We start from the raw sequence: 14,177 nt of genomic DNA on the forward strand, positions 1-14,177 counted from the left end.
TGCGTCGCCCGTTGGCACCCGATTCGCCTGGAAGCCATGGTTGCGACCGTTCTCGCGAGGTACGGTTGCTGCCCGCCGTCACGCCGGGTCGCCAATCGACGAGGTGAACGGCTGGTCGCGACGGCGGCGGGCGAAGGAGGAACGATGACCCGCCCGGGCCTGCCCAAGCTGATCGCCACCGACCTCGACGGGACGCTCGTCCGCAGCGACGACACCGTGTCGGCCTTCACCCACGAGGTCCTCGACCGGGTACGCGCCGCCGGTATCCCGGTGGTCGGCGCCACCGGTCGCGGCCCCCGGCTCACCGAACTGACCCGTAACGACATCCGCGCCGCCGATTTCCTCGTGCTGGCGGGCGGTGGCCGGGTGGTCGACCAGAGCGACCCGGACGGACCGGTGGTGCTCCGTGACGAACGCCTCTCCAGCGAGGTGCTGGCCGTCCTGCTGGCCGAACTGGAGGCCGCGGTCGGACCGCTGACGGTCATGGTCGAGGCGTCCGACGAGCACGACGCCCCGCTCTGGGGTGACTACCACCCCGCCTGGCCCTACCAGGACGCGTTCGAGGTGCGCAGCCGCGCCGAGTGCCTCGCCGGTGACGTGATCAAGGCGTTCGCGCGTACCGCCGATCACCACGTGGACGAGCTGCTGGCCACCGCCCGCGAGATCGTCCCGCCGCACCTCGCCACCCTCACCCAGGCGGGCCTGGGCTTCATCGAGATCTGCCCACCCGGGGTGGACAAGGCCTCCGGGCTCAGTGTCATCGCGCAGACCCTCGGCGTGGACCCGGCGGACGTGCTGGTCTTCGGTGACATGCCGAACGACCTGCCGATGTTCGAGTGGGCCGGCTGGGGGCGGGTGGCCGTGGCCAACGCCCACCCGAGCCTGCGCGCGGTCGCCGACGAGATCACCCTGCGCAACGACGACGACGGAGTGGCGATCTATCTCGACCGGCTACTGTCCCGGTGATGGATTCCACGCCGCAGCTGGTCGCCACCGACATCGACGGGACACTCCTGCGCGACGACCGCACCCTCAGCGCCCGCACCGCCGCGGTGCTGGCCCGGATCTCCGACCAGGGCACGCCGGTCGTGCTGGTCACCGGCCGGCCGATCCGCTGGCTCCGGCTGGTGTACGACCAGCTGGCCGCGCCGTTGCCGGCGGTCTGCGCCAACGGCGCGGTGGTCTACGACCCGACCACCGACGAGGTGCTGCGGGCCGACCCGCTGGCCCCGGACCTGCTCGCCGAGGTGGTCCGCCGTCTGCGGGCCGAAATACCCGGGGTGAGCCTGGCCGTGGAGATCGTCGACGGTCGGGAGATGCGTCACGAGGCGCACTACCCGTTGCGGTGGGACGCCGACGACGAGGCGATCCGGGCCGTGCAGACCGCCGAGGAGCTGTTGTCGGTGCCGGCGGTCAAACTGCTCGCGCGGGCCGGTGAGCAGGACCCGGACCGCTTCACCCGACTGGTCGCCGCCGCCCTCGCCGGGCTCGCCGAGGCCACCCACTCCTCGCACTCCGGGCTGGTGGAGATCTCGGCGGCGGGGGTCACGAAGGCCGCCGGCCTGGCCTGGTACTGCCACCGCATCGGCGTCGCGGCGCCGGAGGTGCTGGCGTTCGGCGACATGCCCAACGACCTGCCGATGCTCACCTGGGCGGGACGCGCCGTCGCGGTCGGGAACGCGCACCCGGACGTGCTGGCGATCGCCGACGAGGTCGCCCCGGCGAACTCGTCGGACGGGGTGGCCGCGTACCTGGAGAAGGTCTTCGGGGTGCGGTGAGTCGTCCCGGTGCGACGCGCGGCGAGCGTTGCCGCACCGGGACGGTGGTCAGAGGTACTGGCCGGTGCTGTGTCCTTCGCCACTCGGCTGACCCATGCCGGGCATCCCGGGCAGCATCGCCCCGGCCGGTCCGCTGGGCAGCGCCTGCCGGCCGGAGCGCATCTGCTCCAGTTGCACCCGGGCCGCCATCTGCTGCGCGACCAGCGCTGCCTGGATGCCGTGGAACAGTCCCTCCAGCCAGCCGACCAGCTGGGCGTGGGCGATTCGCAGCTCGCCCTCACTCGGTGCCTGGTCCTCGGAGAACGGCAGCGAGATCCGTTCCAGCTCCTCGCGCAGCTCGGGGGCGAGTCCCTCCTTCAGCTCGACGATCGACCGTTGGTGGATCTCCCGCATCCGGTGTCGGCTGGCGTCGTCCAGGGGAGCGGCCTTGACCTCCTCCAACAGCTGCTTGATCATGCTGCCGATCCGCATCACCTTGGCCGGCTGTTCGACCAGGCGCGACGGATCCTCGCCGGGTCCGTCCTCGGTCTGCACGGTGCCGACGGGCCGGCCGTCCGGTCCGACCACCACCACGGTTCCGGACCGCCCGGCACCGTCCCGGTCGGGCTCGTCGTTCTGTCCAGCGGAGCGCGCTTCGGTCATGCCCTCCATCTTTACCCAGTCGCCCCCCGCCCTGCCCGCCGGCCCGCTGCTCGGTCCCGGTCGGGCACCCATTCCCCGGCTGGTCGTGAAGCGCGCTACCGTCGCCCGATGCCCTCCGATCCCCGGGCGGTGCTGACTCGCCCCGCGCCCGAACCGGACGTCACCGTCGCCTACGGCGACCATCCGGACCAGATCGCCGATCTGCGCCACCCGGCCGGCTCCGGGCCGCCCCGGCCGCTGGTGGTGGTGGTGCACGGTGGTTTCTGGCGTGCGGAGTACGACCGGCGGCACACCGGGCCGCTGGCGAGCGCACTGGCCGCGATCGGCTATCCGGTGGCCCAGTTGGAGTACCGGCGGACCGGGCAGCCCGGTGGTGGCTGGCCCGGCACCCTCACCGATGTGCTGGCCGGAGTCTCCGCGCTGCCCCGGTTGGCCGAGGCCGCACTGTCGGACCGGATCGCCTCGACGCCCCCGCTGCTGCTCGGTCACTCGGCCGGCGGGCACCTCGCGTTGTACGCGGCGGCCCACGCACCCGGTGCCGTCGGCGGGGTGCTGGCCCTCGCCCCGGTCGCCGACCTGGCCGAGGCGTACCGGCTGGACCTGGACGCCGGTGCGGTGGCCGCGCTGCTCGGCGGCGGCCCGGCCGACGTGCCGGAGCGGTACGCGACGACGGATCCACGATCCCTGGTTCCCCTGCGGCCACGCACGGTAGTGATGCACGGCACGCTGGATCAGCAGGTCCCCATCGACCTCTCTCGAAGTTACGTGGCTTCCGCCCGCGCCGCGGGGGCCGATATCGGCCTGATTGAGCTACCAGATTGCGAACATTTCGGTCTTATCGCCCCCGACTCGTCGGCATGGCCGGAAGTTACCGCCGCGTTGCGGTCTCTGCACGAAGATCACTAGCCATTGACGCAGCGTCGCCGAGCAGGTAGAACGCCGAAGGGGCGGATGCGCCCGGCAACACATTCGAAGGGAACCCGGTGTCGCAGATGAACCGCAGGCGGGCACTCCAGCTGCTGGCCGCGATCGGTACGAGCGGACTCGTCGCCGGGTGCGGCTCCGACGCCGAGCCCGAGGCCGCCAGCTCAGCGAGCCCGATCAAGATCGGGCTCATCGCGCCACAGTCGGGTGCGGGCAAGGCCGTCGGCGACGAACTCGGCAACGGCTTCGAGCTGTACCTGGACCTGAACGACAGGCAGCTCGGCGGTCACCCGGTCGACCTGATCACGGCCGACGAAGGCGACGACGTCAAGTCCGGACAGGCCGCCGTCGAGGGGCTGCTCAAGCAAGGCGTGCTCGCCCTGACCGGGGTCGCCAGCTCGGCGGTCATGTTCGGGATCCGGGACATCGTGGAGCAGGCCCGGGTTCCGTTGATCGGTTCCAACGCCTCCCCGCCGAGCCTGCAGAGCGTCGTGTACATCTGGCGTACCTCGTACGTGCTCGACGAGGCGGGCCGGGCGCTCGGTCGCTACCTGAAGGACGAGCTCGCCGCCACCGACCGGGTCGCCACGATCCTGCCGGAAGGGGTTCTCGGCGTCGAGGACGTGCTCCGGGGGTTCCGTGAGGAGTTCGGCGAATCCGACCCCCGGATCGCCTCCCCGGTGGTCTGGACCTCCGGCGACAGCAGTCCCAGCAGGACCGCCTACGTCTCGGACATCAACCGCGCGCTGGTCGGTAACCCGTCGGTCGTCTTCTGCTTCTACTCCGGCACGGCGGCGGTGGAGTTCATCATGCAGCTGCGCGACGCCGGGTTCCGGGGCCGGATCTACGCCCCCGGTTTCCTCACCGAAGGCTCGGTGCTGGAGGACATCCGCCCGACGAGCGACGCACTCGGCATCCGCACCGCGTTGAACTACTCCGCCGACCTCAACAACGCCGCCAACCGCCGGTTCGCATCGGCCTACCGCAAAAAGCACAACACCTCGCCGACCACGTACGCGATGGCCTCGTACGACGCGGCCAAGGTGCTCGACCAGGCGATCCGTCTCGCCGGCGAGGCGCCCACCCCGCAGCAGGTGAACCTCGCGCTGGGGCGGATCGGGCAGATCGACAGTCCACGCGGTGCCTGGCAGTTCAACCAGCCGCGCACGCCGCAGCAGAAGTGGTACCTGCGCGAGGTGCAGCGCGACGGCCAGGTGGTGTCGAACGTGCTGGTCAACGAGTTGGCCACGCTCGGCTGACTGGTGCGACGGAAACGAGGCCGTCCCTTACCGGGACGGCCTCGTCGCTCTGCCTGGGCTCAGTGGCGGAGTTCGGCGACGCAGCACTTCACGCTGCCACCGCCCTTCTTCAGCTCGGCCAGCTCCACCGGCACCGGGGTGTAGCCGGCCACCTTGAGCTGACCGGCGAGCCGGGTGGCCTCGCTGTTGAGCACCACGTTGGCGCCGTCGCTGACCAGGTTCAGCCCGAAGGCGAGGGCATCCTCGTCGTCCGCCAGCACCGCGTCCGGGAAGAGCTGGGCGAGCACCCGCTGACTGGCGGCGGAGAAGGCACCGGGGTAGTAGACGACGTTCCCGTCGTCGATCGAGGCGAGCGCCACGTCCAGGTGGTAGAAGCGCGGGTCGACCAGCCGCAGTGAGACAACGGGCCGGCCGAGGGCCTCCTGCGCCTCGGCGTGCGCCGGCAACTCGGTACGGAAGCCGTGCCCGGCCAGGATCAGCCCGCCGTGCGCCTCCGGCAGGTACGCGAAGTCGCCCTCGCCCTCGTTCGTCTCGTTCGGCGCGATGAACCGCCAGCCCTGCGCCTCGTGGAAGGCCCGGTGCGTGGCCGCCTCGGCGGCCCGCTGCTGGTGCTTGAACCGAGCCCCGTAGACCGTGCCGTCGACCATGAACGCACCGTTGGCCGCGTAGACCATGTCGGGCAGACCTGGCTCCGGCACCAGCAGATGCACTTCGTGGCCGAGGCCGACCAGGGTCTCGCGCAGGCGGTCCCACTGCTTGACCGCCAGCTCCACGTCGACCGGTGCGGTCACGTCCATCCACGGGTTGATCGCGTACTCGACCGCGAAGTGCTCGGGGGAGCACATGAGATATGTCCGCTTTCGCGGCACGCGCTGCTGGTTCACGGTCACCAAGAGTAGGTAGGGTAGAACTTTGGTAACAGCCGCAAACATTGCTTCCCAGAGGCGGAACATTGCAGATCGACGCCGTTGACCAGCGAATCATTGCGCTGCTCGTCGCGGACGCCCGCGCCTCGTACGCCGACATCGGCACCCGGGTGTCGCTCTCGGCTCCGGCGGTGAAACGGCGGGTCGATCGACTGCGATCCGCCGGGGTGATCCGGGGATTCACGGCCATCGTGGATCCGGCCTCGGTCGGCTGGACCACCGAGGCCTTCGTGGAGCTGTTCTGCGCCGGTCGGACCACCCCGGCGCAGATCGGCGCCGCCGTGCGCCGTCATCCCGAGGTGGTCGGTGCGTACACCGTCTCCGGGGAGGCCGACGCCCTGGTGCACCTGCGGGCCGCCGACATCGCCCATCTCGAGGAGGCGCTGGAGCGGCTGCGGGCCGAGACGTTCGTGACCTCCAGCCGCAGCACCATCGTGCTCTCCCGGCTGGTCGAGTCCCCCGGCGTGGGTCCCTCCACCGGCTGAAGCCGCAACAGCCGGCACCGGCTGGAACCGAACGCGGAGCCACCGCGTCGAACCGGCCATGAAACGGGGCACCAAGCTCGCCACGGCAGGCGGTTCACTCGTCGCGCTCGCTCTGCTCGCCGGCAGCATGACCGTGACACAACCTCCGCCGACCGGGCCCGACACCGCCGGAGCACCGATGGTGCCGGTCGGCCTGGTCTCCTTCGACTCGTGCACCGATGCCCTCACGGAGCTGCGGGCGGCGGCCACCGCCTCGGTCGGCCCGTACGGCTTCGCCGGTGACGTGGCGCTGTTCGGCGACCGGACGGCGGCGATCGGTGGCGCGGAGTCGATGGCCCGTACCTTCGGCGGAGCGCCGGCAGACGCCGCCGGTCAAAACGCCGGGGCAGACTATTCGACGACGAACAACCACGAGACCGGCGCCGACGAACCCGACCTGGTGAAGACCGACGGCCGACGGATCGTCACCGTCACCGGCGGGGTGCTGCGGGTGGTCGATCCGGTGAGCCGCCGCGTCACCGGGCGACTCGACCTGGCCGGCGGTCGGGAGGAACTGCGCTGGCAGGACCACCGGCTGTTGCTGCTCGGCGACCGCGCGCTGGTACTCGGCGAGGATCCGCCGCGTCCGGCCGACGCGCTGCGCTCGATCAGGCGTCCCGGCGGTGCCCGCCTGCTGCTGATCGGCCTGTCCGGCCGTCCCGTGGTGCTCGGCACGTACCGCATCCAGGGCAGCACGGTCGACACCCGGCTGACCGGCGACACCGCCCGGGTCGCGGTCCGTTCGTACGCCCAGTTGGAATTCCCGCTGGAGGCCGAGGGCACCGACCAGGTCCGCACCGAACGGAACCGCCAGGTGATCGCCCGGGCCGGTGTCGAGGCGTGGCTGCCGGAGTACGAGTGGACCGCCGGACCGGAGCGGCACACCGGTCGGGTCGGCTGCGACCGGCTCAGTCGACCCGAGCGGATGACCGGCTGGTCCACCCTCACCGTGCTCAGCTTCGATCTCACCCGCGACCGGCTGGGCGACGGTGATCCGGTCTCGGTGGCCGCCGACGCCGACACCGTCTACGGCACGGCGACCAGCCTCTACCTGGCGGGTCCACGTCCGGAGCCGATCACCGGTAAGCCGCGCTGGCGGCCGTCGTCGGCCGAGCCGGTCACCGACATCTACCAGTTCGACACCGCCGCGCCGGGGCGTCCCCGCTTCCTGGCCGCCGGTTCGGTCCCCGGCCGACTGATCAACCAGTACGCGCTCTCCGAGTGGGCGGGACACCTTCGGGTGGCCACCACCACCGGCGAATTCCGGGACGACGGCAGCGAATCCGAGTCGGCGGTTCGGGTGCTACGCCACGACGACGGGGCGCTGGTGCCGGTCGGCATGATCGGCGGCCTCGGGCGGGGTGAGCGGATCTACTCGGTGCGCTACCTCGGCCCGGTCGCGTACGTCGTGACGTTCCGGCAGACCGATCCGCTCTACGCGCTCGACCTCGCCGACCCGGCCGCACCCGTGGTCACCGGCGAGCTGAAGATCACCGGCTACTCCGCGTACCTGCATCCGCTGCCGGAGGGGCGCCTGCTGGGCGTCGGTCAGGAGGCCGACGCCCAGGGCAGGACCAAGGGAGTGCAGGTCTCGCTCTTCGACGTCGGTGATCCCGCCAAGCCGGACCGGCTGGACCAGTGGCACCTGCCCGGCGGGTGGTCCCACGCCGAGCACGACCCGCACGCCTTCCTGTACCGCCCGGACACCGGCCTGGTGGCGCTGCCGGTCGACGCCGGTGTCCGGCTGCTACGGGTCAGCGGCGACACCATCGGCGAGATCGGCGAGGTGACCCACCCGGTCGGTGGCGACAGCAGCCGGCGGCAGTGGCACCCGCCGGTACGACGGTCCCTCGTGGTCGGCGACGTGCTCTGGACGGTCTCCGAGGCGGGCCTGCGCGCCACCGACCCGGCTTCGGCCCGGAGCCTGGCCTGGATCGCCGCAACCTGAACCTTCCTCCCCGCGGGTGGGGCCCGGTTTCTCGGGGTTTCCGGGCCCCACCCGCCTTGACCTCAACCACGCTTCAACTGGTCGACTCGGCGGGAAGCGGCGGTGAAGGGGGAGACATGCGGGCGGTGTGGATCCACGAGTTCGGCGGTCCGGAGAAGCTGGTGCCGGGTACCGCACCCGATCCCGTACCCGGACCGGGACAGGTGCTGATCGACGTGGTGCACACCAACATCACCTTCGTGGAGACCCAGTTCCGGGCGACCGGCTTCGGCCCGTCGGGCGCGACGCTGCCGGTGATCCCGGGCAACGGCGTCGGCGGTCTGATCGGCGACGTCGGACCGGGCGTCGACCCGGACCTGGTCGGCCGACGGGTGGTCAGCGGCACCGGCGGCACCGGCGCGTACGCCGAGCGGGTCGTCGTGGACGCGGCGCTGCCGGTGGCGGTGCCGGACGGGCTGCCGCTCGACCAGGCGGTGGCCCTGCTCGCCGACGGACGTACGGCCCTGATGCTCGCCGAGGCGGCCGATGTCCGGTCGGGAGACCGGGTGCTGGTCGAGGCCGCCGCCGGTGGGGTGGGCGGCCTGCTCGTCCAGCTCGCCGCAGCCGCCGGAGCACGGGTGGTCGGCCTCGCCGGCGGTACGCGCAAGGTCGCCCTGCTGCCGCCGCTGGGCACCGAGATCGCCGTCGACTACCGGGAGCCGGACTGGGTCGGGCGGGTACGGTCGGCGACCGGTGCCGTCGACGTGGTCTTCGACGGGGTCGGGGGCACGGTCGGACGGGACGCGTTCGACCTGCTCGACCGGGGCGGTCGGATGCTCAGCTTCGGGCTGGCCAGCGGCGAGTGGGCGGGCATCGACGCGCAGGCCGCCGCCGAGCGGGGCGTGACGCTGGTCCGGCCGACGCCGACCCCCGCCCAGCTGCGGGCGTACACCGAGCGGGCGCTGGCGGAGGGTGCGGCCGGGCGGCTGCGCCCGGTGATCGGCCAGCGTTTCCCGTTGGCTCGGGCGGCCGAGGCGCACGCGGCCATCGAGGCCCGGTCGACGGTCGGCAAAACCCTGCTCGACGTGCGCTGACCGTCCTCAGAGGTACATGCCGGTGCGGTGCTCACCGCGGCCCGGCTTGTCGCCCTCGCCGAAGAACCGCTTGCCGCCGAACTCGCCGTGCAGGCGGTCGTCCAGCTCGTCCGCGAGCCCGGTCATCACCTGCACCGCGAGCATCAGGTGGGTCGGCTGGAAGTTGCGGCCGAAGACCGGGATCGACGCCCACACCGTGTCGTCGGCACAGTAGAGGCGCCCGATCGGCATCCGGTTGGTCAGCTCGGAGAGCTTCACGTACAGCCGCTCGGTCGGTTCGACCTCGGTCAGCACCGGCGAGAAGACGTCGACGAGCGGCGGATTGTCCCGCACCCGGACGAAGACCATCGCCGAGCCGGCCCGGATGTTGATGTCACCGTCCGAGTCGACCTGGAGCCGGTCGGAGTCCGACTTGAGCATGGCCGAGACGACCGTGCGTACCCGCTCGGCCAGATCCAGCACCTCGGTGTCGGCATCGGCCTCGTCGGTCGCCGCCAGCGCCTTCTCCAGCTCGGTGCCGATCTCCCGCGCCAGGTTCACCTCACTGCGGGCGGTCCCCAACGCCTTGCCCGGGATCGGCTCGCCCTCGCCGTCGGCGAACGCGTACACCAGAAAGGCCGGGTGCGGGGCGCCGTAGATGTCGCGCAGGGTACGGGAGAGCAGCGCGGCCAGCCGGGTGGCTTCGTCCGCCGGGGCGTCCAAGCCGAAGTGGTCTCCCGAGCCGTCCACCACACCCGGCGGTGACCAGCCCAGCGCGACCATGTCGGCGACGGCCGCCCGGTCCAGCCGGTACCCCTGCGGCAGGGCCGCGTTGCCCACCGCCCGGGCGGCGAACCTCCCGTCGCCGCGTACCTCGACGTAGACGGAGTAGACCGCGTCGTCGGTGCCGGAGGCGGTCGGATCGAGGGTCAGGGCCGCCTCCGCGCCCGGCGGCAGCGTGGACAGCCGCTCCGCCAGCGCCCGGGCGAAGTCCCGCCACGCCTCGGTCACCTTCGCCCGCAGGTCGGCCGTGCTCGGCTCGTCGAGCAGGATCGACTCGTGGTGCGCCGGCGTGCCGGGCGGTGCCGAGGGGTGGTCAGCCGTCATGATCGCCTCCGTCCGTTCCGGTCACCCTACCCAGCAGGCTGCCGGGACGGATCAGCCCGGACCGTGATCGGACAACGCGGCCGTCAACCGTGGTCGGGGCCGGCCGGGTCGGCCCGCGGATGCGGATCGCCGCCCAGCTCCACCGGCCAGGTGGCGGCCAACCCGGCGAGCCGGGCCACGGCCACGGCCGGATCAGCGCCGCGCCCGACGGCCAGACCGAGCAGGTACGCGGAGACCGGCGCACCGGGCCGGAGCACCTGGTGAGCCACATCGCGGGCCAGATCCAGCACGGTCGGCACCGGCACCTCCGCCGGATCGAGACCCAGCTCCGCACAGGCGGCCGTGACCCAGTCGTCCAGCACCGTCATCGTGTCCACTCCTCCGCCCGGCGTAGGTCACCCTCAGTGTCGCAGTCGAACCAGGGCTCCGGGCCGGCACCGTGCCACGTCACCTCGCGCACGGTGAGGCCGGCGAGCAGTTCCCGCAGCGGCGCACCGGCCACCTCACCGCCGCGTCGAACGGTCAGTTGGTCGACGGCCGCCCGCAGGGCCGCTGACCGCCACACCCCGCACAGCGTCTGCCGTCGCCCCGACCGGTCCACGTAGCAGGCCCCGTCGGCCGCCACCGACCCCGGCCTTTGCCCGCTCGCCGTCCCGACAGATCGGGCACGGTCGACGCCGTGCAGGTGGTCCAGCAGGTCGCCGACGGCGTCCCGGGTCAGCAGGGGCAGGTCGGCGGCGAGCAGGGCGACGAGGGGTATTTCCGGGTCGAGCAGGGCCAGCCCGGCCGTGACGGCGGCCACCGGCCCGCCGCCCGGTGGTGTCTCCCGGGTGAGCCGAACTCCGGTGATCGCCGGTCCGGGGCCGACCAGGATCCGGGGCGACGCATCGGCAACGGCGGTCAGCACCCGCTCCCGCATCGGCACCCCGCCGACCGGTAACACCGCCTTGTCCCGCCCGCCCATCCGACGCCCCGCACCTCCGGCGAGCACCACCGCCGCGTACGCCGTCATGCCGCCACGTTAACCGCCCGCACCACGCCGAAAGCCACCGCGACGGGCAGGCACAGGTGGCGGGCAGGCACCGGTGACCGGCTCCTGTCGAGCTGAACGCACGGACGGATCGCGTGCCGCGTGCTCCGGTGCCACGAACGCGTCAGCGTGTGACGCTCGGGGCGGTGTGCATGGCGTCCGGCGAGCCGAGGCAGGATGGGTGACGTGGGACGGGCTTCGGATCGGCGTGCGGTGGTGCGGGTGGATCTGGGTGCGGTCGAGACCGGCCGACGCCGGGTGCGGCGGCCGGACACGCTCGCCGCCGAGGAGCCGTTGGAGATCCGGGTCGGTTCCGCCGGACCGGGGCGACGTCCGCCACTGACCGTCACCATGCGTACCCCGGGTGCCGATCTCGACCTGGCCATCGGTTTCCTGTTCAACGAGGGTCTGATCCGCTCCGCGGACGACGTGTCCACCGCGCAGCTGTGTGCCGGCACCGACACTCCGAACACCTACAACGTGGTCGACGTGACCCTGGCGCCCGGGGTTCCGGACCCGGTGACCGACCCGACCCGGCACTTCCCCACCACCAGCGCCTGCGGGGTGTGCGGCAAGGCGAGCATCGACGCGGTCCGTACCCGGTCGCTTTTCCAGGTCAGTGACGACCCGCTCAGCGTGCCGGCGGAACTGTTGACCGAGCTGCCCCAGCGGCTGCGGGCCGGGCAGCGGGGCTTCGACCGCACCGGCGGTCTGCACGCGGCGGGCCTGTTCTCCGCGGCCGGCGAGCTGGTGGTGCTGCGCGAGGACGTGGGTCGGCACAACGCGGTCGACAAGGTGGTGGGCTGGGCGGTACGCGAACGCCGGCTACCGCTGACCGGGCAGGTGCTGCTCGTGTCGGGTCGGGCCAGTTTCGAGCTGACCCAGAAGGCGTGGATGGCGGGGGTGCCGCTGCTCGCCGCGGTGTCGGCACCGAGCACCCTCGCGGTCGACGTGGCCGCTGAGGCGGGAATGACCCTGGTCGGGTTCCTGCGGGGGCGGACGATGAACGTCTACACCGGCGGGCACCGGGTCACCGACTGACCGGACCCCGGCCCCACCGTCAGCGGTCGGCCAGCAACTCGAACAGCTCCAGCCGGGCTGCGGCGTCCCGAGCGATCAGGAAACCCGCGATGCCCAGCACCCAGCCGAGCATGCTGCCCGAGGAGCGGACGATCCACGCGTTGAGCCGGGCGAGCACCGGCTCGACAAGCCTCGGCCAGGCCACCCGGGCGCCCAGCAGCAGCATCGCCGGCACCACCATGACCAGGCAGTAGCCGACGAGCAGCGCCATGCTGGTGGGCACCGCCAGGCCGGAGGTGGCGAGCAGACCCAGCGCGCCGAGGTACGGCAGCATCGTCGCCACCTCGGCCAGCGCGGCGAACAGCGCCAGCCCCACCAGCCAGCGCGACGACGAGTCACCGGCGGTCACCCGGTCCCGCCAGCGCAGCACCCGACCCGTACCGGCGCCCCGCTTGCCGTCGTAACGGAAGCTGAGCACGAGCAGACCCACCCCGAGCACCAACTGCCCCCAGAGCACCGGCCGGTTGTCCAGCGCACCGCCCAACAACTCGGCCAGACCGCTGCCGCCGAAATACAGCAGCAACCCGACCACGAAGTAGAAACCGGCGATGGTGCCGAGGTAGATCATCACCCGTCGGACGCTCACCGGCCCCGGTGCCAGCAGCAGCCACACCGGGATGAACAGGGTGCCGATGCTGGTGCTGTCCACCAGCGCCAGGCCGACGAGGGACAGCAGCAGGGCAAGGCTCATGCCGTACCAGCGGCAAGCTCGGACATGTGGCGATTATCCGGCACGGCCGCGCTGGGGCGTGACCCCGCCGATCACCGCACCGCCACCGGCACCGGCCTCGGAGCACCAGCCGTCGGTGGGTACCGGTACCTCATCATGCCGCGTCCGGCTGCACCGTGGCCGGCGAGCCGGCCGTCACGGACGTCGTCGTGCGCGTCGCTTCGCCCGCCGACGCGCCCCGGGCAGCCCGTTGGCCGGCCAACCGTCCAGCCGCGACGGGGGCACTCCCCGACGCAGCAGATCGTCCAGCAGCAGAGCGAGCGAATAGTCCGGATGCTCGGCAAGCACCCGCTCCAGCGCCACCGCCGCCAACGCACCCTGCCCGTCACGCCAGGCGGCGAACGCGAGCAGCGAGCCCGGGGCGGCGATCAGCTCCGGCTCGGCCCGGCGCAGCAGCTCGACCCAGAACGCGACGTCCTCGTCCCGGCCGTCGGTGCGCTCCCAGGCGTGGTCGCGCACCGGAAGATGAGTCAGGAGCAGGCAGAGCCAGGCCACCTCGTCGTCGGTAAGTCGCTCCCCGCCACGGTGGCGACGCCTGCTGGCCCGCAGCGCCGCCGTTCCGGCCGTTCTGAGCGCCCGGGCACCGAGCAGGTCCGTGGCGGGTGCCGCCGTCAACAGGTCGGTGAGCCGTTGCTCAGCGCGTCGGGCGGCGTGCCGCATCGCCTCCCCGCCGGCCGGCGCCACCTGTGCGGCGAGTGCCGCCCGGTCGGGCAGGGCAACCTGTCCGGCGAAGACCGCCGCCGCCGGCACCGCGCTGGCCTGGGGGTCGTACCGGGTGCCCTCCGGCGGGCAGCACTCCGGCTCCGCGCAGAGGTAGGACCACCACCGCCCGTCGGTGACCCGCAGCGCGTCGAGCACGGCCAGCCCCGCCTCGGCCAGCGCGGCCCGGACCGCGTCCACCGCCGGGGTCACCCGGGCGGCCGGGCCGTACCCGACGACGGTGGCCGAGTCGGCACCCTGTCGGGCGGTCACCGCGGCGATGTGTTGACCAGGCTCGTAAGGGTCGGTGTCGCCGGGCAGGTCGCCGCGTGCGGCGAAGACGATCCGCTTGCCGGACAGCGCCACCACCACGATGCTGTCGGCGGGATGGAAGCCGAGCAGGTACGGCACGGCCGCGATGAGGTCGGCGGGAGAGCGTACGGACAGTCGGGGCAGCTCGGTCGAGTTCATGCAGGCA

The 14,177-nt window shown here is 72.5% G+C and carries 15 protein-coding genes; 8 read left to right on the forward strand and 7 right to left on the reverse strand.

From position 1 onward, the window contains the following. Nucleotides 1-144 precede the first annotated feature (144 nt). Both V5O40_RS11895 and V5O40_RS11900 read left to right on the forward strand, forming a co-directional pair. On the forward strand, nucleotides 145-966 hold the full coding sequence (locus V5O40_RS11895; protein ID WP_269740607.1) for an HAD family hydrolase: 822 nt from the start codon (nucleotides 145-147) through the stop codon (nucleotides 964-966). Beyond that, the gene (locus V5O40_RS11900; protein WP_332905485.1) at nucleotides 966-1,778 is read left to right on the forward strand and encodes an HAD family hydrolase; all 813 of its coding nucleotides are present in this window, start codon (nucleotides 966-968) and stop codon (nucleotides 1,776-1,778) included. The genes V5O40_RS11895 and V5O40_RS11900 overlap by 1 nt, the downstream gene beginning before the upstream one ends. A 48-nt stretch (nucleotides 1,779-1,826) precedes the next feature. Here V5O40_RS11900 and V5O40_RS11905 read toward each other — a convergent pair whose 3' ends face one another. Beyond that, a complete protein-coding gene (locus V5O40_RS11905; RefSeq protein ID WP_269742697.1) occupies nucleotides 1,827-2,429 on the reverse strand; it encodes a bacterial proteasome activator family protein in 603 nt (200 codons plus the stop codon). 99 nt (nucleotides 2,430-2,528) lie between these two features. Between V5O40_RS11905 and V5O40_RS11910 the strand changes: the two genes are divergently transcribed. Continuing rightward, nucleotides 2,529-3,326 (forward strand): alpha/beta hydrolase family protein, encoded by a 798-nt coding sequence (locus tag V5O40_RS11910; RefSeq protein ID WP_332905486.1) that lies wholly within the window; start codon nucleotides 2,529-2,531, stop codon nucleotides 3,324-3,326. 77 nt (nucleotides 3,327-3,403) lie between these two features. Further along, the gene (locus V5O40_RS11915) at nucleotides 3,404-4,603 is read left to right on the forward strand and encodes an ABC transporter substrate-binding protein (RefSeq protein WP_332905487.1); all 1,200 of its coding nucleotides are present in this window, start codon (nucleotides 3,404-3,406) and stop codon (nucleotides 4,601-4,603) included. Nucleotides 4,604-4,662: 59 nt separating this feature from the next. Here V5O40_RS11915 and ddaH read toward each other — a convergent pair whose 3' ends face one another. Continuing rightward, on the reverse strand, nucleotides 4,663-5,496 hold the full coding sequence (ddaH, locus tag V5O40_RS11920) for a dimethylargininase (RefSeq protein ID WP_332905488.1): 834 nt from the start codon (nucleotides 5,494-5,496) through the stop codon (nucleotides 4,663-4,665). A 59-nt stretch (nucleotides 5,497-5,555) separates the two neighbouring features. Here ddaH and V5O40_RS11925 point away from each other — a divergent pair, with 59 nt between their 5' ends. The 3 genes from V5O40_RS11925 to V5O40_RS11935 all read left to right on the forward strand — a co-directional run bounded on the left by V5O40_RS11925 (nucleotide 5,556) and on the right by V5O40_RS11935 (nucleotide 9,074). Then, nucleotides 5,556-6,014 carry an Lrp/AsnC family transcriptional regulator gene (locus V5O40_RS11925; RefSeq protein ID WP_164448819.1) on the forward strand — a complete coding sequence of 153 codons (459 nt, stop codon included), beginning with the start codon at nucleotides 5,556-5,558 and terminating at the stop codon, nucleotides 6,012-6,014. Nucleotides 6,015-6,072: 58 nt separating this feature from the next. Then, on the forward strand, nucleotides 6,073-8,001 hold the full coding sequence (locus V5O40_RS11930; RefSeq protein ID WP_332905489.1) for a beta-propeller domain-containing protein: 1,929 nt from the start codon (nucleotides 6,073-6,075) through the stop codon (nucleotides 7,999-8,001). A 116-nt stretch (nucleotides 8,002-8,117) separates the two neighbouring features. After that, entirely contained in the window at nucleotides 8,118-9,074 is a 957-nt protein-coding gene (locus V5O40_RS11935) for a zinc-binding dehydrogenase (RefSeq protein ID WP_332905490.1), read from the forward strand. 6 nt (nucleotides 9,075-9,080) lie between these two features. On the opposite strand, the gene V5O40_RS11940 is transcribed toward V5O40_RS11935, so the two are convergent. From V5O40_RS11940 to mobA, 3 genes are all read right to left on the reverse strand, one after another. Beyond that, nucleotides 9,081-10,160 (reverse strand): T3SS (YopN, CesT) and YbjN peptide-binding chaperone 1, encoded by a 1,080-nt coding sequence (locus V5O40_RS11940; protein WP_332905491.1) that lies wholly within the window; start codon nucleotides 10,158-10,160, stop codon nucleotides 9,081-9,083. 83 nt (nucleotides 10,161-10,243) lie between these two features. Further along, nucleotides 10,244-10,528 (reverse strand): DUF6457 domain-containing protein, encoded by a 285-nt coding sequence (locus V5O40_RS11945; protein ID WP_269740600.1) that lies wholly within the window; start codon nucleotides 10,526-10,528, stop codon nucleotides 10,244-10,246. Then, nucleotides 10,525-11,172, reverse strand: coding sequence for a molybdenum cofactor guanylyltransferase (mobA, locus tag V5O40_RS11950; protein ID WP_332905492.1), 648 nt, complete (start codon nucleotides 11,170-11,172; stop codon nucleotides 10,525-10,527). Before mobA ends, V5O40_RS11945 begins: the two co-directional genes overlap by 4 nt. 204 nt (nucleotides 11,173-11,376) lie before the next feature. Here mobA and fdhD point away from each other — a divergent pair, with 204 nt between their 5' ends. Further along, nucleotides 11,377-12,231, forward strand: coding sequence for a formate dehydrogenase accessory sulfurtransferase FdhD (gene fdhD, locus V5O40_RS11955; protein WP_332905493.1), 855 nt, complete (start codon nucleotides 11,377-11,379; stop codon nucleotides 12,229-12,231). Between the two features lie 19 nt (nucleotides 12,232-12,250). On the opposite strand, the gene V5O40_RS11960 is transcribed toward fdhD, so the two are convergent. Next, a complete protein-coding gene (locus V5O40_RS11960) occupies nucleotides 12,251-12,961 on the reverse strand; it encodes a GAP family protein (RefSeq protein WP_332905494.1) in 711 nt (236 codons plus the stop codon). Between the two features lie 174 nt (nucleotides 12,962-13,135). Continuing rightward, entirely contained in the window at nucleotides 13,136-14,170 is a 1,035-nt protein-coding gene (locus tag V5O40_RS11965) for a DUF4192 domain-containing protein (protein WP_332905495.1), read from the reverse strand. Nucleotides 14,171-14,177: the final 7 nt, after the last annotated feature.

It is taken from the genome of Micromonospora palythoicola (assembly GCF_036689795.1).
Lineage (GTDB): Bacteria > Actinomycetota > Actinomycetes > Mycobacteriales > Micromonosporaceae > Micromonospora > Micromonospora palythoicola.